This is a genomic window from Bradyrhizobium sp. Pha-3 (assembly GCF_042258325.1).
Classification (GTDB): domain Bacteria; phylum Pseudomonadota; class Alphaproteobacteria; order Rhizobiales; family Xanthobacteraceae; genus Bradyrhizobium; species Bradyrhizobium elkanii.
Genome location: NZ_CP170151.1, coordinates 8782142 through 8801621, shown reverse-complemented (window position 1 = coordinate 8801621; position 19480 = coordinate 8782142). Strand labels below are relative to the sequence as shown.

The window sequence follows — 19480 nt, the reverse complement described above, 5'->3', positions numbered from 1 at the left end:
GGATCAGTCCCTCATGAAGCGGGAACCAGAACCATAAACATTCTCATTCGTTAACTCTGGCTGGTTGTTTGGAGGTTGCCATGGGATACGCGAGGCCAATTCGACAAATAGCCGTTGTCGTTGAAGACGACACGATCCAGCGCGACATGATTGCGCTGTTGTTGCAGGAAGGTCATTTCGACGTCATCCAGTGCGAAGACGCCGAGACGGCAGCGCTGGCCATCAAGATGCGTCATCCGTCGCTGGTGGTCACCGACATCAAGCTCACGGGCAAAATGGATGGCGTCGAGCTTGCTCGTTTGGCCCTCGATTGCGACCCGGGCGTGCGCGTCCTTGTCATCTCGGGTCGGCCCCCGGACAGCGCGCTGCCCGAGGGCGTCAAGTTTTTCGAGAAGCCGGTTTATCCACCCATGCTGCTGCGGGAGCTGGCGTCGTAGTTCTCGCCGACGGGTGGCCCATGCAAGACGATCCTGAAATCGATTGGCACCGTGAGCAGATTGCGAAGAACCGGGAGCTGATCGCGGAATTGCAATCCGGAAATACGGCGGGGGCTGACGTGTTTCCAGAGACGCAAGCCGAGATCGACCGTCTCACGGCACAGATCGAGCAATCGGAACTGATCGTCGCCGCCTATGAAAAGGAGCACCCGCAAGGCTGATCGGGCGCTCACCAGTGCAGGATAGCGCCGTCGAGCCCGCGTCATCGGGCCGGGAGACGCTGCCTACGCGAACACTTCGTCCAGCGCCGCCGAATAGGCCGCCTCGACCAGCGCCGGATGCCGGCGCCCCAGCGCTTCCATCTTGACCCCGGAATTCACCTCGAGAATTTTCCACACGCCCTCCGTGCGCACGACGTCGATCGAGGCGAAGCGGATGCCGACGGCTTGCGCGGCCCTGACCGCGAGCACGACGCAGGCCTCGCGCGTCGCGTCATCGGCGAGCAGCACGGGCTCCGCGCCGGCATCGAGGTTGTGCCGCCAGTTGAGCAGAAGCCGTTCGCCGGCGGGCGGAACGGCGTCGAGCGCGGCGGCATCGAAATCCTCGGTGATGGTCTTGAGTTGCTCGGCCGTCGCGTTCGCCTGCGCCAGCGCGCGCAACGACTGGATGCCGTCGCCAACCACCGACGGGCGCGTCTTGCCGTAGACGATCAGCGCGCGCGCATCGAGCAGCACCACGCGTACCTCGTCCGCGATCTCGGCGTAGGGCGAGATGGCAAGACTTGGATGCGCGGCAAGGATGCGCGCAACCGCCGTCTCCAGCTGCGCTCGCGTCGTCACGCGGAAGACAAGCTCGCCGGAGGTCCCCTCATTGGGCTTCACGACCAGCCCTCGCGGATGCTGTTCGAGCAGACGCTGCATCGCGTCCAGCGAGTCCGATCCCGGAATGTGCTTGCTGAACTTCGCACCCAAAAACAGCGTGTGCGGAATGGCGGGAACGCCGGCCGATACCAGCACGTCCGCGCAGGCCGATTTGTCATTGGCGACCTGATGCGCGACCGCGCTGTTCAGCCCGACGTCGTAGCCGATCGCGAGCCGCCGCGCGTTGCCCTTGGTCATGGTGACCAGCCAGCCGCCGGACTGCATCTCGACGGCAATCGAGTGCGCCAAACAATATTTTTTGATGGTTTCCAGGAAGATTCGCTGGCTGATCAGGACCACGAGATCATTTTCCCTTCACCGCGGTTTTCGTAGCAATTAATTGCCAGATCGATGCCGATCTCAGCAAGTAAATTACGTGCAGTCCCACGTGTTAACGATGACGCGGTTGAACCTCTGCGCGAAATCGAACGACTGCCATTCTGAGATCGCAATTGCACGCCAGTTGACCTTGACTATCTCCTGCATTGGCGCAATGGACACGCGAGATCTTCAGTGATTTCGGCCACTTCCGCGCCGTCGCGAGCAGTCTAAGCATGACCCGGAAAAGTGGGCACCGGTTTTCCGAACAGGTCATGCGCCAATAGAGTCAAACCATTCTAATTCTGGTCAGTCGAGAAAACGAAAACCCATGAGCGCGTTCTATCGAGAGAAAGTTCTTTCCGTTCAGCACTGGACCGATACGCTTTTCAGCTTCCGGGCGACCCGCGATTCCGGTTTCCGCTTCCAGAACGGGCAGTTTGCCATGATCGGCCTCGAGGTCGACGGAAGGCCGCTGCTGCGCGCCTATTCGATGGCGAGCGCCAATCACGAGGAAGAGCTCGAGTTCTTCTCGATCAAGGTGCAGGACGGCCCGCTCACCTCCAAGCTGCAGAAGATCCGCGAGGGCGACACCATCCTGGTCGGCCGTAAGGCGACCGGCACGCTGATCACCGACAACCTGATTCCCGGCAAGCGGCTGATGCTGCTGTCGACCGGCACCGGCCTCGCGCCGTTCGCCAGCCTGATCAAGGACCCCGAGGTCTATGATCGCTACGATCAGATCCTGCTGGTGCATGGCTGCCGCCAGGTCTCCGAGCTCGCCTATGGCGAGGAGCTGGTCGCCAAGCTGCGCGACGACGAATTGTTCGGGCCGCTGCTGTCCGAGAAACTCTCGTACTATCCGACCGTGACGCGCGAGCCGTTCCGCAACCGCGGCCGCATCACCGACCTGATCACCTCCAACCAGCTGTTCACCGATCTGCATCAGGGTCCGCTCGACATCGAGACCGACCGCATCATGATGTGCGGCAGCCCGGCGATGCTGGAAGAGTTGAAGCAGCTGTTCGAGACGCGCGGCTTCAGGGAAGGCAGCGGCAATACCCCCGGTCACTTCGTGATCGAGAAGGCGTTCGTCGAGCGCTAGGGCCGCGAGCTTTTAAGATTGTCGTCCTGGCGAAAGCCAGGGACCCATAACCACCGCTCTTTGTTTGTCGAAGGCTGGGCCCCATCGGGCTCCAGCCTTTTGCATTTGTGGTAATGGGTCCTGGCTTTCGCCAGGACGACCCGTGAGTATGTGGCGCCGTCCATTCCCCCGCTGCTATAACGCCCGCAACGCCGCGCGGCCGTTGCCCGGACGCGGCGATCTGGGAGCAGCACCTTGTCCATCACCGATCCGGATGCACCGAAGACCGCCTTTGTGTTCGCCGGCGGCGGCAGCTTTGGCGCGATCCAGGTCGGCATGCTGCAGGCGCTGGCCGCGCATGGCGTGGTCGCCGACATGGTGGTCGGCTCCAGCGTCGGCGCACTGAACGGCGCGTTCTATGCCGGCGACCCGACGGTCTCGGGCGTCGCACGGCTGGCCGAGATCTGGCGCGGCCTCAACCGGCAGGACGTGTTTCCCGTAACCTGGCGGACGCTGGTGAGCTTCCTGTGGCGGCGCGACTTCCTGATCCCGCATGACGGCGTCCGCAAGCTGATCGACGACTACATCCCGTTCCGCAATCTCGAGGATGCGCGGATCCCGATCCACATCGTCACCACAGACATCATCAGCGGCGACAGCGTGGTGCTGTCGGAAGGTTCGACAGCCGAGGCGATCGTCGCATCGACCGCGATCCCGGGTGCGTTCACGCCGGTGCACTACCGCGATCGTTTCCTGGCCGATGGCGCGATCTCCAGCAACACGCCGGTCCGCGTCGCGGTCAGGCACGGCGCCAAACGCCTGATCGTGCTGCCGACCGGGCATGCCTGCGCCAACCAGGCGCCGCCGGTCGGCGCGCTCGCCAATGCGCTGCATGCGCTGACGCTCCTGATCGCGCGGCAGCTCGTCAACGAGCTCGAGAACATCGCGCCCGATGTCGAGTATTTCGTGGTGCCGCCGCTCTGCCCGTTGGTCGGCTCGCCCTACGATTTCTCCCGGACCGCAGATCACATCACCCGGGCGCTGGACACCACCAACGCCTGGCTTGACGGCGACGGCCTGAAGCCCGGGCATATCCCGCACGAATTGCAGCCGCACGAGCATTAGGCGAACGGTGCTCTCTCCTCATCTCCCCCGCAAGCGCACTCACATGCGCGGCACCGCGTGGTGTGACGCCTTGAATCGAGAACCATCCTCATCGTCGTCCCTGCGAAAGCAGGGACCCATACGCCGCGGCGGACCTTGTTGAAGGGACTCGTCGTTCCAGCGTGGCCCAACAATTGGCATTTGTGGTTATGGGTCCCTGCTCCCGTGCGCAATTGCGCACTAGGCAGGGACGACGGGTTAGAGGAGCCGCAGACTCACATCGCGATTTCGGAATAGTGGAATTGTGCCGGTGAGTTGCCCGACGTGTCAAGTCGCCCTGTCGAGCGCCGGCCGCAGCCGGCTCCTTTGCATGGGGTTGTTTTCGATATTTTGGCAGCGCGCTCCTGCGACGGCAGGTTATCGCTCCGCTCCGTTGCAGTGCAAAAGGCGGTACCGTTTCAATTTGACCGGCATCCGCACCCGCCCATTCGGGCGGTTGTCACATCTGTGACTGCTCGGCCGTATAACCGTAGTGCACTTGTTCCGCGAGTTGGATTAGGCTCGCGGCCGACAGGGCATTGGCCAGACCGGAGGAATTTCATGGATACGATGCTGCTTCCGTTCTCGCCACGCTTCATCGTGCTGACCATCTGCGCCGTCGTCACCGCACTCCTGCTGCTGGTTGGAATTTTCGATCACAAGGTCTTCAAGATCGTTCTGATTCCGCTGGTCATCTTCGGCGCGCTGACATTGCTCGGCATCCGCGACCTCACCCAGAAGAACCACGCGGTGCTGCGCAACTACCCGATCTCGGCGCATATGCGCTTCCTGCTCGAGGAAATCCGCCCGGAGATGCGGCAATATTTCTTCGAGAGCGAGAAGGACGGCATGCCGTTCTCGCGCGACACCCGCGCGTTGGTCTATCAGCGCGCCAAGATGGTGCTCGACAAGCGGCCGTTCGGCACCCAGGAGGACGTCTACCGCGAGGGCTATGAGTGGATGCATCATTCCGTGGCGCCGAAGCCGCGTGCCGAGGAGAAATTCCGCATCACCGTCGGCGGCCCCGATTGCACCAGGCCGTATTCGGCCTCGGTCTTCAACATCTCGGCGATGAGCTTTGGCGCGCTGAGCCCGAACGCGGTGCGGGCGCTCAATGCCGGCGCCAAGAAGGGCGGCTTCGCGCACGACACCGGCGAGGGCGGCGTCAGCCCGTATCATCGTGAGATGGGCGGCGACATCATCTGGGAGATCGGCTCCGGCTATTTCGGCTGCCGCAATCGCGACGGCACCTTCAATCCGGATCTCTTCGCAAGCGTCGCGGGCGACGACCAGATCAAGATGGTCGAGCTCAAGATCAGCCAGGGCGCCAAGCCCGGCCATGGCGGCGTGCTGCCGGCGGCGAAGGTTTCCGAGGAGATTTCCAAGATCCGGGGCGTACCGATGGGCGAGGACTGCATCTCGCCGGCCTATCACAAGGCGTTCTCGACGCCGCTGCAGATGATGGAATTCGTCGCCCGGATGCGCAAGCTGTCCGGCGGCAAGCCGGCCGGCTTCAAGATGTGCATCGGCCATCCCTGGGAATTCCTGGCGATCTGCAAGGCGATGCACGAGAGCGGGCTCTATCCCGACTTCATCGTGGTCGACGGCAATGAAGGCGGCACCGGCGCCGCGCCGCTCGAGTTCATGGACCATCTCGGCATGCCGATGCGCGAGGGCGTCAATTTCGTCCACAACGCGCTGGTCGGCATCGGCGCGCGCGATCGCATCAAGATCGGCGCCTCAGGCAAGATCGCGACCGCGTTCGATATGGCGCGCGCGATGGCGATCGGGGCCGATTGGTGCAATTCGGCGCGCGGCTTCATGTTCGCGCTCGGCTGCATCCAGTCCCTGAGCTGCCACACCGATCGCTGCCCGACCGGCGTGACTTCGCAGGACCCGATCCGCAACCGCGCGCTCTATGTGCCCGACAAGATCGAGCGCGTGTACAACTACCATCACTCGACCCTGCACGCGCTGACCGAGTTGCTCGCCGCCGCCGGCCTCGAGCACACCAAGGAGCTGCGCCCGATCCACTTCTCGCAGCGCAGTTCGACCACCGAGGTCTCTTCCTTCGCCGAGCTCTATCCGACGCTGCGCCCCGGCGAACTGCTCGCAGGCACCCAGGACCGCCGCTTCCGCGACGCCTGGGCGATGGCGCGCGCGGATTCGTTCCAGCCGGCGGGGTAGGGTGCAAATCCGTAGCCCGGATGAAGCGCAGCGTAATCCGGGGCCACTCTCTGTGCGGATCGACCGATCCCGGATACGCTTCGCTCCATCCGGGCTACGCTCGCTATGTACCAGCGGACGCGCCGAACCATTTGGTCAGCGCCTCGGTTAGCCCGGCCTGCGTTCGCTCGCCGACCCACGCCACATAGCCATCGGGCCGCACCAGCACCGCGGTCGGTGCCGAAACCGTGCCGTGCGCGGGAAGCTCCCATGCGCCGCGATACTCGGCATCGACCAGCTGAACCCGGTCGGTCCATCCCGTGATGGCGATGCTGCCGGGCGCGCCGAAATTCAGCAGCACCGGCCGCGCGCAGTGCAGCAGCGCGAAGACCTGCATCGGGCCGTCGGCGGTGACGAGATCGAGATCGGGCATGCGGTGTCCGAGCAGCGGATGGCCCTCGCCAAGATCGTAGTGAAGATCCAGGCCCGACATCATCGCGGCGAAGCATCTGCGCGGCTCGTCCATGCGCAGCAGGTCGGAGACGATCTCGTTCAGCGCCCTGGTGCGCGCATCGGTGCGGTTGAGCGCGACATGCGCCATGGTGTTGCGCAGCACGCGGGCCGCCACCGGATGCCGTTCGGCCTCGTAGGTGTCGAGCAGGTTGTCCGGCGCGATCTGCCTGACCACCTGGGCGAGCTTCCAGACCAGATTCACCGCGTCCTGCAGCCGATATTGAGGCCTTGGCCGCCCATCGGCGGATGCACATGGGCAGCGTCGCCGGCCAGCAGCACGCGCTGCTTGCGGTAGGTCACGGCCTGCCGGGTCATGTCGGTGAAGCGCGAGATCCAGACCGGACTGTGGATGCCGAAATCGGTGCCGTACGCGGCGACCAGTGCCTCGCTGACGTCGCGCAAGTTCGGCTCCCGGTCGGTGCCGAGTTGCCGCTCGGTCAGCACCAGCCGCACCCGCCCGCCATCTTCCGCCTTGCCGATCGCTGAGGTGCCGGTGTCGTGCTGGCGAAAGCCCCATTCCGGCTCGCCCGACATCTCGGCCTCGGCGATCAGCCAGCTCATGGTCGGATCCCACCCGGCGAATTCGATGCCGGCGGCTTTGCGGACGACGCTCCGGCCGCCGTCGCAGCCGACAACGTATTGCGCCCGGAGCAATTGGCCATCCGACAGGTCGACGTCGACGCCGGCCTCGTCCTGCGTGAAACCGGTCACGTCGCTTGCGCGATAGATCCGCACCGCCAGTTCGCCGACCCATTCGCCGAGCAGACGCTCGATATGGTTCTGCCGGAGCTCCAGCGTGAAATTGCGCCGGGTCGGAAAGTCGGTGATCTCAAGCGGAACAAGATGCGAATGGAACAGCACCGCCGGATGGCGCGTTCCCAGCGCGACGAAGCGGTCGCCGATGCCGCGCTGATCGAGCACCTCGATGGTGCGCGCGTGCAGGCCGCCGGCCCGTGCGCCGATCAGGTCCTCTCTGGCGCGCCGCTCGACAATCGCAACATCTATTCCCGCCAACGCCAACTCGCCCGCCAGCATCAGCCCGGTCGGACCTCCGCCGGCAATCACCACAGCATGTTCCCGCATCCCGCACTCCTCCGTTCGATTGGGCGCGCGTTCTACGGGATGACCCCGGGCTTGCGGCAAGCCCGGGGGGCTACATATATCTGAGTGGGGAGAGGGCGAATTGTGCCCAAACCAATTCAGAAGCTGCGCGCTGGCGACGCAAACTCGCTGTCGTCCCGGCGAAAGCCGGGACCCATAACCACAGGACCTTGTGGTTGGATTTGCTGTCGCCCCAGCTCGCTCTAACGACAATCAATGGTGGTTATGGGTCCCGGGTCGCGCTGCGCTTGCCCGGGACGACGGGACGTATCGCGCCTCAGAACTCGCCGTGGATGCGGCCGGAGAAGATGTGCACCGGGCCGCGGTCGGCGTTGTAGGCGGGGTTGGTGATGAACTGATAGTCCGCGGTCAGCGTCAGGTTCTTGTTCACCTGATAGGCGTAGTAGGTCTCGAAGATCCGCTCCGGGCTGTAGTTCAGCGCGCCGTCGCCGATCAGCAGGCCGAGGCCGCCGGCGGCAAGGTAGTCGCGATGCGCTGCGGACAGTCCGTTGATCGCGCCGCCGATGCCAATCGTGTCGTTCGCCCGTCCCCACCTGCTGCCCTTGATCGACACGCCGCCCGAGATGCTGCGATCGACATCGGTGAACGACAGGATCTCGTTCTGGCCGTCGTTCCAGCTCAGGCGGCCGAACAGGCCGACATCCTTTGCGATCTGCTGCTCGCCGTTCAGATAGAAGCCGTATTTCAGATTGTCCTTGCGGATGCCGGCCATCACGTCGTTGATGTCGAGCCCCGGATTGGCGTCCTCGATCGCGAGCGCTTGGGCGTAATTGCCGGTGTTGCCGCGGTTGCCGAACACGCCGACGCGCAGCTTGCCGGGCTGATCGAAGATCGAATAGCGGCCCTCGAATTCCACCACGGCGCCGCCGGTGTCGAACACCAAGACGTCGCTGTTCGGTGCGTTCGGCACCTGGAACACGCCGGCGCGCACCGCCCAATCCTTGCGGTTGAGCTCGACCACCGCGCCGCGGGTATAGCCGGGCAGGTCGGCCGGGAAGTCGTAGGCCGCGGACGCCCACATCGCCCAGTTCATGAAATCGGCGCGCGGGTCCTTGGCGTAGGAATTGCCGTCAAAGAAATCGCCGACCGCAAAGCGCCCGACCACGAGCGTGAGGCGGTCGATGTCGCGCTTGCCGGCGATCTGGTTGGGACCGTCGGCGACGTCTTCCTGCTCGCCGCCAAAGCCGAAGGTCTGCTTGAAGTAGTAGCGCTGCGGCCGGATTTTCGGAAACGGCGCGCCGGCCTTCTGGGCTTCGCCGTTCGAGAAACCGGCGAGGCCGAGCGTGCCGTTGAGGCCAAAGCCCTGCGCGGTTTCCGGGTTGAAGTAGAACTCGCCGCCTTCCCAGAGCCGCACGCCGAGAAACGCCGTCGTGGTCCAGGTCTGCTGCAACTGCCCGGCGCCGGGAAGGCTGTTGGTGCCGGCATAGGGCGAGCGGAAGGACGGATAGGTCTGCGGCAGCAGCGTCGTCTGGCCGTGCACGCTCCAGTCGCTCGATTCGGGCAGCGCGGTGCGCGTCGGCGTCGCCGACCATGGCGAGTCGCCGAGCTGATAGTTGAGGCCGAATTTCAGCAAATGAATGCGCGGGTCGATGCTGACGCCGGGCATGCCGAAATCATTGAGGCCGAGCGTGCGGCGCGACAGGTCGACATAGTCGTATTCGACCTTGGCGGTCCAATTGCCGCTCACCGCGAATTCGGCGCCGGCGCCGACGGTCCAGCCGGTCTGGTACTGGCCGGGCTCCGAGATCACCTCGCCCGCGGCGTCGTTGACCCGAACCTGGCTGTGGCCCCAGGCGAAACCGCCGGTCACGTAAGGCATCCAGGTGCCGAAAGAGTAGCCGGCGCGGCCGCGCAGCGTGCCGACATAGTCGATCGACGAATTGAAGGGGCCGAGCACCCGCCGCGGCAGATCGGTCGGGCCGGTGAAGGTCGCATCCGCCTCGACGCCGAGCACGAAGCGGTTGGCGAATTCCTTGTTGTATCCGACCTGGAAGCCGCCGATCCCGCCGGTGATGGTGGGCGGAAAGAACACGCCCTGTTCCAGGATCGGGTTGGTGCCGGGACCCAGCGTGCCGTCGCCATAGCCGACATGGGCGCCGACATAAAAGCCGGTCCAGCTGTAGACCGCCCTGGCGGCGGGTGATTTGAGGGTCAGATCGGCCGCGGTCGCCGGCGCGCCGAAGGTTGCCGCACCGAGCGCGGCGCCGGCGGCAATCTGGACCCGGAAGAGGCGGACGCAGGTCATGACGCGGCTTTCCGCGAACAAGTGGCGGTTTCGCCCGGCATCACTGCAGATTTGGCGGCCGCTTGCCACCCGAGATTTGAAATCATCGCCCGCCGTCCCCGGTCCGATCTGTGTCGTCCCATCCAAAGCCAGATCAGCACCTAGCATCCCCTGTTTCTTATTGCAAATAATTCGCAATCGCAACTGGGGCGCGCCCAATACCGCTCCGATTTGCACGCCACCGTGACAGTCACGTAACAGCGCGAAATCCCACGCCACATCGGCTGCGATCGACCACGTGTCTGTGGCAAATCGGCCGAGACCCGACCGTTCAATCGACGCCATAGTCCTCGTCCCTTGTCCTGATGAATGCCGGCTGCGATGTCCTGCCGAGCACGACCCTCGCACCGGCCCGTTCGACACATCGCGCCATCGACAGCGCCGTCCGCAGCCCGGCGCCCGAGATCACACGCCTCTGATGGAGCGCGGCCGCGCCGCGCAGGATGGCGCCCGCCAGCCTGAACAGCATGAGCGCACCCCACCGCCGGCTGCGACTGAGCGCAGTCACGCCCCCACCGTGGCGAGCTGGACGATCCGCAGCAGCACGAGCCCGGCGGCGACGACGAGATAGCCGCGCAGCACGATCATCCAGATCCGGCTCAGCGGGCTGAGCCGCACCGGCGGCAGCCGCTCAAGCGGCGGCATCCGCCAGCTGTCGCGGTCGACCAGCGGAGGCCTGCGCTTGAAGCGGAACGACGCGTTGCGGCGTGACGACATCTCGTAGAACTTGACGGCTGCGGTCACCAACAGTGCGAGCAGGCTGCCTCCGACGAGGATGCCGATGATCCATTCCTCGCCGAGATCTGGGAACAGCACCGCCGCGGTCAGGATCACCGACAGCATCACCAGCCCCGCGACCACTGCGCCGGTGAACAGGTTGAGTTTGGTCGAATTGACCCAGGGCCCGAGGATGTGGCGGTCGTTGCACAGCAGCAGCAGGAATACGGTCGCGCTCGGCAGCAGCACGCCGGCCAGCGTCTGCACCGCGTTGGTCAACAGTCCGAGCGGCGTGCCCGGCGTCAGCACCAGCACCGCCGCGAGCACGATCAGGCCGCAATAGACGCTGTAGAAGCCTTTCGCATCCCACGGCTTGCGGTGTAGCGAGTGCTTGACAGCGAACACGTCGCCGATCGCATAAGCGGTCGCGAGCGAGACTGCAGCAGCGCCGATGATGCAGGCATCGAGCAGCGCGAGCGCGAACAGCACCGCCGGCAGCCGGCCGGCATATGTCTCGAGGCCCACGGCGGTCCCCAGCGCGTCGGTGTAGTTGCCGAATTCGGGCTTTCCCGCGAACGCCGCCGCGCAGAACGAGATCATCGCGACCGCGCCGACCACGACCAGCACGATGCCGATGCACAGATCCATCCGCTCATAGCGGATGAAACGCGGCGTGATCCGCTTGTCGACGATGTAGCTCTGCTGGAAGAACAATTGCCACGGCGCCACCGTGGTGCCGACGATGGCGACGATCAGCAGCATTACCTCGCTGAGCTTGGCGTCTTGCGGCATCTTTGGCACGAAGAAGTCCGCCGCGATCTGCCCGATCGGCGGATGCACCACCAAGATCACGGGCACCAGCAGCAGGCTGCCTGCGACCAGCACGATGCCGAAGCGTTCGAAGCGGCGGAAGTCGCCGGTCGAGACCGCCAGCATCACGATAACAGCCGAGGCCAACACACCCCAGAACTGCGAGACGCCGAGAAAACGAAGTGCAAACGTGATGCCGATGAACTCGGTGACGATGGTCAGCGCGTTCAATACCAGCAGGTCGATGACGCTGAAGGCGCCCCAGAACTTGCCGAAGCGCTCGAAGATCAGCCGCGCATGGCCGACCCCGGTGACCGCGCCGAGCCGCACCACCATCTCCTGGTTGACGTACAGCACCGGGATCAGCAGCAGCAGCGTCCACAAGAGCGTGGTGCCGTAATTTTGTCCGGCCTGGGTATAGGTGCCGAACGCGCCGGCGTCGTTGTCGCCGACCATCACGATCAGGCCGGGGCCGACGATCGCCAGCAGCGTCTTCAGCCGGGCCAGCAAGGTCGCGCGCGGCGCGGTGTCGTCGCGCGCGATGCTGCCGAGCGCGCCGTGGATGTCGCCGGCATGCGCGCTATCGAGAATGGCGGTCTGTGTGGTCTTGCTTTCGGTCATTTCGCGTCTCCTCGCCGCCTTTCGGCACGGCGGGAGGGACGCAGGCCTCGTCAGGCGCGCACGTCTCCGCTGCCGTGAGCAGCGGCATTTCCAGATGTGATGCGGTTCAATGGTCCCGCTGTCGCGCCGCGATGGCGCGCAACGGGACGACTAGGTCCTTCGTCCATGTCGGCCTCCTAGGCGCACAGCCGCGGCTTTGCCGCGGCGTGGCGCGTGGCTGTTGCGCGCGCGCCGAAACGGCGGCCCGCGCGTCGCTGCTGATCGAGATCACCGCTGGTGTCTTCGACGATCCACCCGCATTCCAGGCGGCCGTCGATCAGGACCCAATGACATGCCAGGGTTGGACGCCGGCGGCGGCCCGCCAGGCGGCGAAAGCCCGGCAGGTTGTCATTGCAATGAATGGCGGCCGGCGGCGGCATGCGCCGCGGCTCGACAACGCGCCGCGGGCTTACTTGCCGGAATTTTGCGAGCTTTTCGAACATCGCTCACCTCCACTTCCGCTGGTCGCGGCAGGCCGGTGAGGAGCAGTGGTCAGCTTGGGCGCGACCACCCGTCCACGCAGGCGAGATCTGCGCGATCAGTCTTGCTGTGTTGCGGCGTCACCAGTCCCGGCATCGCCGGTCTACTGTCGCCTGAGTTGCTACTGCCCATGTGCCTCTGTGCTGGCTCGTGGATCGACTTGTCTCCGGGCTAGAGCCCCGGGGCGGAACGAACGTTCCCCTCATCGGGCACTACGCCCGCGACAATGGCCTGTCAAGCCGATTCCGCTATCCTCCGGGGAGGATCATGATTATCCTCCGGGGAGGATAGGAGAGCCAGATGTCCGACGACCATCCGCACGCTGCGATCGCCCGGCGCCTGAAGCGCGCCAACGGCCATCTCGACACCATCGTCGAGATGATCGAGCAGGGCCGGCCCTGTGCGCAGATCGCCCAGCAATTGCAGGCGGTGGAGAGCGCGATCGAGAGCGCCAAGAAGGCGCTGATCCACGATCACATCGGTCACAGCCTGGAGGAGACGCTGAAGGCGTCAGGGCCGAAGGGGCGCGCCGTGCTGCGCGATTTCCGGTTGGTCGCGAAGTATCTGTGATCGCCGCGTTCAAGAATTGACCCGCCCGGGGGGATCACCGGACGGGTCGGTTGCGACACGGGGTGGATGAGGACCCGTGCCGAACGCAGGATCCGCAGTCCTAAAGAACCAGTCGATCAGTAGCAGCTGCGCACGCGGCCGATGTAGTTGCCGTAGGCGTCGAACTGGCGCACCCAGCCGCAGCGCCGATAGCCGCCGCCGTAGTAATAGCCGTCGCTGGCCGCGATCGCGCTGCCGACGACGGCGGCGCCGACGAGGCCCGCGCCAACGCCCCAGCCCCAGCCATAGGGCTTCGCTTCAGCCTGCGACGTCGTGGACGCGATGGTGCCGGTCACGGCGAGCGCGGTGAGGGCGAGGGCGGCGAGCTTGGTCTTGATCGACATGGAATACTCCATCCTGTGGGGCGGAACCGGTGTGGTCCGCATGCCCGTTGGACGGAGGCTGTCCGGTTCCGGTTCGAAGATCAGGGCGGAAATATGGTTTCGCGAATTGTTTCGTCGCGTCTGCCCGGACGAAGCAGTTCTAGTCCTGATACGTTTTCTTCACGCGAACCGGTACCCGCTTCGCTCGAAAACGCTCGCGGTCATTTGCCGCGAAATACGCTGGGATCGAACCGGTCGACGTCGGCAAGCAGCTCGCAGAACGCGCGCGCGCCGTGCTCTATCAGCTTCTCGCCCTTCTCGGCCGAGGCCTTGGTCGCGTCGCCGATCGCGCCGCTTGGATTGAGGTCCTGCGCCTGCCAGGCGAACGGCGCCGGCCGCTGCGTCGACAGAAAGCGATGATCCTTCTCGATCTGCACGCTGGCCGGCTTGAAGTCCGCGATCGCTTCCTTGCGCACGGCGTGCGGATATTTCGCCAGCATGATCGAGGTCTCGACCGCGCCGCCATGAATGCCGTGGCGCAATTCGCCGGCGTCGAACAGCCCGTCGGGCGTGCCGAAACGCGACCAGCTCGTGGTCACCACCAGCATCTGATGGTGCGCGCGCAGATCCTGCGCCACCAGCTGCATCGCGGCCGAATTGCCGCCATGGCTGGTCACGATCACGAGCTTTCTGACGCCTGCGCGCGCCACGCTCTCGCCGAGTGCCATCCAGCTCTTCAGCGCCGCGTTGGTCGGCAAGGTCAAGGTACCCGGAAAATCGATGTGCTCGGTTGAGATGCCGACCGGCTGCAACGGCAGGAATGTGGCGGGCATGGTTGCCGGCAGCAACTCTCGCACCCGCGAAAGATAGGCCTCGCCGATCATGACGTCGGTTCCGAGCGGCAGATGCGGCCCGTGCTGCTCGGTCGCGGCCAGCGGCAGCACCGCGATCCAGCGCGCGGCCGTATCCCTGGCGATATCGGGCCAGTGGATGGCGGTCCAGTCGCGGGGCGGAAGCTGAGAAGTCATCAAGCCGGTCGTTTCAATACAAGCGTTTCACGGGATGGATTTGCAGGCTAGTTTGTTTAACATCATAACGGGTTCGCGTCTCCGGGCGCGGTCCACGTCTTCCCGCCTTCCATCATGGGCCATAATGATCGACGGAGTCCAACCATGATCCCGGCCTTTTTGCTGCGAGCGTTAACCACAAGCCTTCTGACCGCCGCGCTTTGCGTTGCCACGGCGCTTGCCCCGGCGCGGGCGCAGACCTCAGACAAGACCTTGGACAAGGTCTCGTTCGGTACCAATTGGGTCGCCGAGGGCGAGCATGGCGGGTTCTTCCAGGCGCTCGCCGACGGCACCTACAAGAAATACGGCCTCGACGTCACCATCGTGCCCGGCGGTCCCAACGAGAATAACCGCATGCTGCTGATCGCAGGCAAGCTCGACTTCTTCATGAGCGCGAACTCGCTGCAGACCTTCGACGCCGTCACCAACAACGTGCCGCTGGTCGCCGTCGCCGCCATGTTCCAGAAGGACCCCCAGGTCTTCCTCACCCATCCCGAGGTCAAGGCCACGAAGATCGAGGACCTGAAGCCGCTCACGCTTTTGATCTCGAAGGAGGGCATCACCAGCTACTTCCAGTGGCTGAAGTCCGAATACGGTTTCGACGAGAACAAGGTGAAGCCCTACACCTTCAACCCGCAGCCCTTCATCGTGAACAAGCAGACTGCGATGCAGGGCTACGTCACCTCGGAGCCCTTCGCGGTCGAGAAGGCCGCGGGCTTCAAGCCGAACGTGCTGCTGCTCGCCGATTACGGCTTCAACTCCTACTCGACGCTGATCGAGACCCGCCGCGACCTGGTCGACAAGAAGCCTGACCTGGTGCAGCGCTTCGTCGATGCCTCGATCGTCGGCTGGTACCACTACGTCTACGGCGACAACTCGGCCGGCAATGCGATGATCAAGAAGCTCAATCCCGACATGAACGACGAGCTGCTCGCCTATTGCGTCGCCAAGATGCGCGAGCACGGCATCGTCGATTCCGGCGATTCCATCAGGAACGGCATCGGCGCCATGACCGATGAGCGGATGGCGAGCTTCTTCGACAAGATGGTGCGTGCCGGCGTGGTCAAGAGCGCCATCGACTACCGCCAGGGCTACACGCTGCGCTTCGTCAACAAGGCGGTCGGCGCCGAGCTCAGGCCGAAGAACTGACTATGATCCGATCTGTTTCGGCATCAACAGTCGACCTCTCCGCTCGGAGGGGAGAGCAATCACGCATGGCGACCGCGGAGTTTGTCCACCGGCTTGCTTCGCCTCTCCCGCTTGCGGGGGAGGCCGGCGCGCGCGTAGCGCGGGCCGGGTGGGGGCTCTCTCCGCGAGTCGTATCGCGGCGAGAGCCCCCACCCCAGCCCTCCCCCGCAAGCGGGAGAGGGAGCCGACTGCCGCTGCCTCCCGAATTTCCTATGCGATCGCCACGTTGTTCGATGCGTGGAGAGGTGTCTTTCGCGGCTCGGCTGCGCTCACCACTACCCCGCCGTCGATGGTAGAGAGCACCGTGCCGGATACCGATGCCAGTAACCTCGCCGTGCGCCTGCGCGGCGTCAGCAAGACTTATGACAGCGGCGTGAGGGCGCTCGGGCCGCTCGACCTCGATGTGAGGCGAGGCGAGTTCGTCTCGCTGCTCGGGCCCTCCGGTTGCGGCAAATCCACCGCGCTGCGGCTGATTGCAGGTCTCGCCACGCCAAGCGCCGGCACGGTCGAGGTCTCGCATCATGGCGCGGAGCAGCGCGGCAGCCACCGCATCGGCTTCGTGTTCCAGGAGCCGACCCTGATGCCGTGGGCCACGGTGCGCGACAATGTCCGCCTGCCGCTGAAGCTCGCCCGTGCGCCCGCGACCGACGCCGATGCGCGCATCGATGCGGCGCTGGATCAGGTCGGGCTTGCGGAATTCGCGAGGGCCTATCCGCGCGAACTGTCCGGCGGCATGAAGATGCGGGTGTCGCTGGCGCGCGCGCTGGTCACAGATCCGGATGTCCTCTTGATGGACGAGCCGTTCGCGGCGCTCGACGAGATCACGCGATTTCGCCTCAACAACGACCTGCTGTCGCTGTGGCGCAGCCTGCACAAGACCGTCATCTTCGTGACGCACTCCGTGTTCGAGTCGGTCTATCTTTCCGAGCGCGTGATCGTGATGACCGCGCGCCCGGGCCGGATCGGCGCCGAGTTTCGTATCACCTCGCCGGAGCCGCGCGGCGAGGAGTTCCGCACCTCGGCCGAATATGCCGCGTTCTGCCGCGAGGTCTCCAGCGCGCTGGCGCCATCCTATGCAGGGCAGGCGGGCGCATGAAATCTCCGCAGGACCTCGTCCGTTTTCTGCTGCCACTTGCGGTGTTCGCCGCCGGCCTCGTGCTCTGGGAAGCCATCGTCCGCAGCTATGGCATCCAACCTTACGTGCTGCCGAGCCCGCTATTGGTGCTGAAGACGCTGGTTGCGGACTGGCCGGTGCTGTCGCAATCGCTCGGCGTCACGCTGCTGACCACGCTCGAAGGCTTCGTTGCCGCCGCAATCGGCGGCATCGTGCTGGCGCTATTGTTCAACCAGTCGAAATGGCTGGAATATTCGCTGTTTCCCTATGCCGTGGTGCTGCAGGTCACGCCCGTCATCGCGATCGCGCCGCTGCTCCTGATCTATCTGCAGCAGCAGACGGCGGTGATCGTCTGCGCCTGGATCGTGGCGTTCTTTCCGGTGCTGTCAAACACGACGCTCGGCCTCAATTCGGTCGATCGCAACCTCGCCGGATTGTTTCAACTTTATGGCGCCTCACAGCTGCAGACGCTGCTGTTCCTCAAGCTGCCCGCGGCGCTGCCCTATATCCTCGGCGGCTTGCGCATCGCCGGCGGGCTGTCGCTGATCGGCGCCGTGGTCGCGGAGATCGCGGCGGGCAGCGCCGGCGCCGGCTCGGGCCTCGCCTTCCGGATCGCTGAATCAGGCTACCGGCTGAATATTCCCCGCATGTTCGCAGCACTTCTGCTGCTATCGCTGGCCGGGATTGTCATTTATGGGTTGCTGGCGCTAGTTTCGCACCTGTTGTTGCGGCGTTGGCACGAAAGCGCGTTAGGAAAGGACAGTTGATGGCCCCGATTTCTTCCGAAAAGATCGATCTGTTGATCTATGGACCGATCCGGCCAATCCTCGAAAACGGCTTTCCCGATCAATACGTGCTGCACCGCGCCGAGAGTCGCGGCGACCTCGAGCGGCTGACGCCCGATACGATGGGCAAGATCCGCGGCATCGCCGTCACCTATCACACGATGGCGACCGACAAGACCGCGCTGGCGCTGTTTCCCAAGCTGGAAATCGTCGGCAGCTTCGGCGTCGGCTACGACCACGTCGATTCCGCCTATGCGCGCGATCACAATATCGTGGTCACCAATACGCCCGACGTGCTGACCGAGGAGGTCGCCGACGTCGCGATGGGCTTGCTGATCGCGACGTTGCGCGAACTCGTCAAGGCCGACCGCTATGTGCGCTCCGGGCTGTGGCAGACCCAGAATTATCCGCTCAGCGTCGGCTCGCTGCGCGACCGCAAGATCGGCATCGTCGGCATGGGCCGGATCGGCCAGGCGATCGGGCGCCGCCTTGAAGCCTCGCGAGTGCCGGTGTCCTATCACTCACGCAATCCGTCCAAGGACGTCTCCTACAAGCACTATCCCGATCTGATCGAGATGGCGAAGGCGGTCGATACGCTGGTCGTCATCGTGCCGGGCGGCGCCTCGACGGCGAAGATGATCAATGCCGACGTCTTGAAGGCGCTCGGCCCGCGCGGCGTGCTGATCAATGTCGCGCGCGGCTCGGTGGTCGACGAGCCGGCGCTGGTCGCGGCGCTGAAGTCCGGCACCATCCTGGCCGCCGGTCTCGACGTGTTCGCGGCCGAGCCGAACGTGCCGGACGAATTGAAGGCGATGCAGAACGTCGTGCTGCTGCCGCATATCGGTTCGGCCTCGGTGGTCACGCGCAACGCGATGGATCAGCTCGTGGTCGACAACATCAAGAACTGGTTCGCCGGCAAGCCGCCGCTGACGCCGGTTGCCGAAACGCCGGTCAAGGATCGCTGATGTCGTTGTCCCGCTTCAACGCCGTGCTGTGTCTGCTGCTGGCCGCGTGCGGTCCGGTAGCCGCGCAGGACGTCACGACGTTGAAGAGGGACATGATCGGGCAGTGGGAGCTCGCCACCACCGAGCGCAGCAAGACCTGCGTCGTGACGCTGAAGGGCGATACGGCGCCGCAAGGCTTCAAGCTCGAGCTCGAGCCCGCTTGCGCCGCCGCGCTGCCCTTCACCAAGGACATCACCGGCTGGAGTATCAGGGGCCTCGGCGACATCGTGCGGCTGCAGAACGCGGCCGGCGAGGCGGTGATCGATTTCACCGAGGTCGAGACCGGCATCTTCGAAGGCATGCGCACCAACGAGGGCGTCTATATCCTGCAAAACCTTGCCGCGGCGCGCTCGCTCGCCAAGTCGATGGACCAGATGATCGGCGACTGGTCGATGGTGCGCGGCAACGGCCAGGCGATCTGCACGCTGGTGCTGACCAACACCGACGCCGGCAACGACAATTTCCAGGTGTTCCTGAAAGGCAAATGCGATCCCGCGGTCGCTTCCTTCAACCCGACCATGTGGCGGCTCGATCACGGCCAGATGATCCTGATGTCGGCCAAGGGCGAGACCTGGCAGTTCGAGGCGGACGACAACGCCCAGTGGCGCCGCGTCCCGGACAGCGTCGATCCGCTGATCATGCTGCGGGAGCAGTAGGTCGGGTGCTGGCTTCGCAGCCCGCATGAGCGCAAGCGATATGCGGGGTGTCTCGCGCGGCTCCCGGGTATCGCTTCGCT

At 64.7% G+C, this 19480-nt stretch carries 18 protein-coding genes and 1 pseudogene; 11 read left to right on the top strand and 8 right to left on the bottom strand.

Features of this window, described 5'->3' with window-relative positions:
* Nucleotides 1-80 precede the first annotated feature (80 nt).
* Nucleotides 81-437, top strand: a complete 357-nt coding sequence (locus tag ACE10X_RS42085; protein ID WP_038384759.1) for a response regulator — start codon at nt 81-83, stop codon at nt 435-437.
* 20 nt (nt 438-457) lie between these two features.
* Nucleotides 458-658, top strand: coding sequence for a hypothetical protein (locus ACE10X_RS42080; protein WP_028341810.1), 201 nt, complete (start codon nt 458-460; stop codon nt 656-658).
* A 63-nt stretch (nt 659-721) separates the two neighbouring features.
* Here the strand turns inward: ACE10X_RS42080 and ACE10X_RS42075 are convergent, their stop codons facing one another.
* Nucleotides 722-1657: a RimK family alpha-L-glutamate ligase gene (locus tag ACE10X_RS42075; RefSeq protein WP_038384760.1), complete on the bottom strand. Its 936-nt coding sequence runs from the start codon at nt 1655-1657 to the stop codon at nt 722-724.
* A gap of 349 nt (nt 1658-2006) precedes the next feature.
* Between ACE10X_RS42075 and ACE10X_RS42070 the strand changes: the two genes are divergently transcribed.
* The 3 genes from ACE10X_RS42070 to ACE10X_RS42060 all read left to right on the top strand — a co-directional run bounded on the left by ACE10X_RS42070 (nt 2007) and on the right by ACE10X_RS42060 (nt 6089).
* Entirely contained in the window at nt 2007-2780 is a 774-nt protein-coding gene (locus ACE10X_RS42070) for a ferredoxin--NADP reductase (RefSeq protein ID WP_038384761.1), read from the top strand.
* Nucleotides 2781-3014: 234 nt separating this feature from the next.
* Nucleotides 3015-3884 carry a patatin-like phospholipase family protein gene (locus tag ACE10X_RS42065; protein WP_080583354.1) on the top strand — a complete coding sequence of 290 codons (870 nt, stop codon included), beginning with the start codon at nt 3015-3017 and terminating at the stop codon, nt 3882-3884.
* Nucleotides 3885-4463: 579 nt separating this feature from the next.
* Nucleotides 4464-6089 (top strand): FMN-binding glutamate synthase family protein, encoded by a 1626-nt coding sequence (locus ACE10X_RS42060; protein ID WP_038384762.1) that lies wholly within the window; start codon nt 4464-4466, stop codon nt 6087-6089.
* A 103-nt stretch (nt 6090-6192) separates the two neighbouring features.
* Here ACE10X_RS42060 and ACE10X_RS42055 read toward each other — a convergent pair.
* The 5 genes and pseudogenes from ACE10X_RS42055 to ACE10X_RS42035 all read right to left on the bottom strand — a co-directional run bounded on the left by ACE10X_RS42055 (nt 6193) and on the right by ACE10X_RS42035 (nt 12617).
* A pseudogene (locus tag ACE10X_RS42055) lies at nt 6193-7664 on the bottom strand (FAD-dependent monooxygenase).
* A gap of 295 nt (nt 7665-7959) precedes the next feature.
* Entirely contained in the window at nt 7960-9948 is a 1989-nt protein-coding gene (locus ACE10X_RS42050; protein ID WP_038384767.1) for a carbohydrate porin, read from the bottom strand.
* A 310-nt stretch (nt 9949-10258) separates the two neighbouring features.
* Nucleotides 10259-10456 carry a hypothetical protein gene (locus tag ACE10X_RS42045; RefSeq protein ID WP_375763825.1) on the bottom strand — a complete coding sequence of 66 codons (198 nt, stop codon included), beginning with the start codon at nt 10454-10456 and terminating at the stop codon, nt 10259-10261.
* Between the two features lie 35 nt (nt 10457-10491).
* Nucleotides 10492-12135, bottom strand: a complete 1644-nt coding sequence (locus ACE10X_RS42040; protein ID WP_304557342.1) for an NRAMP family divalent metal transporter — start codon at nt 12133-12135, stop codon at nt 10492-10494.
* Nucleotides 12136-12311: 176 nt separating this feature from the next.
* Nucleotides 12312-12617 (bottom strand): hypothetical protein, encoded by a 306-nt coding sequence (locus ACE10X_RS42035; RefSeq protein WP_038384769.1) that lies wholly within the window; start codon nt 12615-12617, stop codon nt 12312-12314.
* Nucleotides 12618-12954: 337 nt separating this feature from the next.
* On the opposite strand from ACE10X_RS42035, the gene ACE10X_RS42030 reads away from it, so the two are divergent.
* The gene (locus ACE10X_RS42030) at nt 12955-13224 is read left to right on the top strand and encodes a metal-sensing transcriptional repressor (protein WP_016840607.1); all 270 of its coding nucleotides are present in this window, start codon (nt 12955-12957) and stop codon (nt 13222-13224) included.
* 116 nt (nt 13225-13340) lie between these two features.
* Here the strand turns inward: ACE10X_RS42030 and ACE10X_RS42025 are convergent, their stop codons facing one another.
* Nucleotides 13341-13607 carry a hypothetical protein gene (locus tag ACE10X_RS42025; RefSeq protein ID WP_038384780.1) on the bottom strand — a complete coding sequence of 89 codons (267 nt, stop codon included), beginning with the start codon at nt 13605-13607 and terminating at the stop codon, nt 13341-13343.
* 200 nt (nt 13608-13807) lie between these two features.
* Nucleotides 13808-14614 (bottom strand): creatininase family protein, encoded by an 807-nt coding sequence (locus tag ACE10X_RS42020; protein WP_038384770.1) that lies wholly within the window; start codon nt 14612-14614, stop codon nt 13808-13810.
* A 144-nt stretch (nt 14615-14758) separates the two neighbouring features.
* On the opposite strand from ACE10X_RS42020, the gene ACE10X_RS42015 reads away from it, so the two are divergent.
* From ACE10X_RS42015 to ACE10X_RS41995, 5 genes are all read left to right on the top strand, one after another.
* Nucleotides 14759-15802, top strand: coding sequence for an ABC transporter substrate-binding protein (locus ACE10X_RS42015; protein ID WP_038384771.1), 1044 nt, complete (start codon nt 14759-14761; stop codon nt 15800-15802).
* 328 nt (nt 15803-16130) lie between these two features.
* Entirely contained in the window at nt 16131-16937 is an 807-nt protein-coding gene (locus ACE10X_RS42010) for an ABC transporter ATP-binding protein (protein ID WP_038384772.1), read from the top strand.
* Complete coding sequence (locus ACE10X_RS42005; RefSeq protein ID WP_051002986.1) at nt 16934-17722, top strand: ABC transporter permease; 789 nt, start codon at nt 16934-16936, stop codon at nt 17720-17722. Before ACE10X_RS42010 ends, ACE10X_RS42005 begins: the two co-directional genes overlap by 4 nt.
* Nucleotides 17722-18705: a 2-hydroxyacid dehydrogenase gene (locus ACE10X_RS42000; protein ID WP_038384773.1), complete on the top strand. Its 984-nt coding sequence runs from the start codon at nt 17722-17724 to the stop codon at nt 18703-18705. The genes ACE10X_RS42005 and ACE10X_RS42000 overlap by 1 nt, the downstream gene beginning before the upstream one ends.
* Nucleotides 18705-19400, top strand: coding sequence for an AprI/Inh family metalloprotease inhibitor (locus tag ACE10X_RS41995; RefSeq protein ID WP_038384774.1), 696 nt, complete (start codon nt 18705-18707; stop codon nt 19398-19400). The genes ACE10X_RS42000 and ACE10X_RS41995 overlap by 1 nt, the downstream gene beginning before the upstream one ends.
* Nucleotides 19401-19480 lie beyond the last annotated feature (80 nt).

Bases quoted from the DNA above. Each gene is read 5' to 3' on its own strand.
- ACE10X_RS42045 (WP_375763825.1), bottom strand. From the start codon at position 10,456: ATGCTGTTCAGGCTGGCGGGCGCCATCCTGCGCGGCGCGGCCGCGCTC.
- ACE10X_RS42070 (WP_038384761.1), top strand. From the start codon at position 2,007: ATGAGCGCGTTCTATCGAGAGAAAGTTCTTTCCGTTCAGCACTGGACC.
- ACE10X_RS42085 (WP_038384759.1), top strand. From the start codon at position 81: ATGGGATACGCGAGGCCAATTCGACAAATAGCCGTTGTCGTTGAAGAC.
- ACE10X_RS42080 (WP_028341810.1), top strand. From the start codon at position 458: ATGCAAGACGATCCTGAAATCGATTGGCACCGTGAGCAGATTGCGAAG.
- ACE10X_RS42015 (WP_038384771.1), top strand. From the start codon at position 14,759: ATGATCCCGGCCTTTTTGCTGCGAGCGTTAACCACAAGCCTTCTGACC.
- ACE10X_RS42040 (WP_304557342.1), bottom strand. From the start codon at position 12,135: ATGACCGAAAGCAAGACCACACAGACCGCCATTCTCGATAGCGCGCAT.
- ACE10X_RS42000 (WP_038384773.1), top strand. From the start codon at position 17,722: ATGGCCCCGATTTCTTCCGAAAAGATCGATCTGTTGATCTATGGACCG.
- ACE10X_RS42025 (WP_038384780.1), bottom strand. From the start codon at position 13,607: ATGTCGATCAAGACCAAGCTCGCCGCCCTCGCCCTCACCGCGCTCGCC.
- ACE10X_RS42010 (WP_038384772.1), top strand. From the start codon at position 16,131: ATGGTAGAGAGCACCGTGCCGGATACCGATGCCAGTAACCTCGCCGTG.
- ACE10X_RS42035 (WP_038384769.1), bottom strand. From the start codon at position 12,617: ATGTTCGAAAAGCTCGCAAAATTCCGGCAAGTAAGCCCGCGGCGCGTT.
- ACE10X_RS42030 (WP_016840607.1), top strand. From the start codon at position 12,955: ATGTCCGACGACCATCCGCACGCTGCGATCGCCCGGCGCCTGAAGCGC.
- ACE10X_RS42050 (WP_038384767.1), bottom strand. From the start codon at position 9,948: ATGACCTGCGTCCGCCTCTTCCGGGTCCAGATTGCCGCCGGCGCCGCG.
- ACE10X_RS42005 (WP_051002986.1), top strand. From the start codon at position 16,934: ATGAAATCTCCGCAGGACCTCGTCCGTTTTCTGCTGCCACTTGCGGTG.
- ACE10X_RS42060 (WP_038384762.1), top strand. From the start codon at position 4,464: ATGGATACGATGCTGCTTCCGTTCTCGCCACGCTTCATCGTGCTGACC.
- ACE10X_RS42020 (WP_038384770.1), bottom strand. From the start codon at position 14,614: ATGACTTCTCAGCTTCCGCCCCGCGACTGGACCGCCATCCACTGGCCC.
- ACE10X_RS41995 (WP_038384774.1), top strand. From the start codon at position 18,705: ATGTCGTTGTCCCGCTTCAACGCCGTGCTGTGTCTGCTGCTGGCCGCG.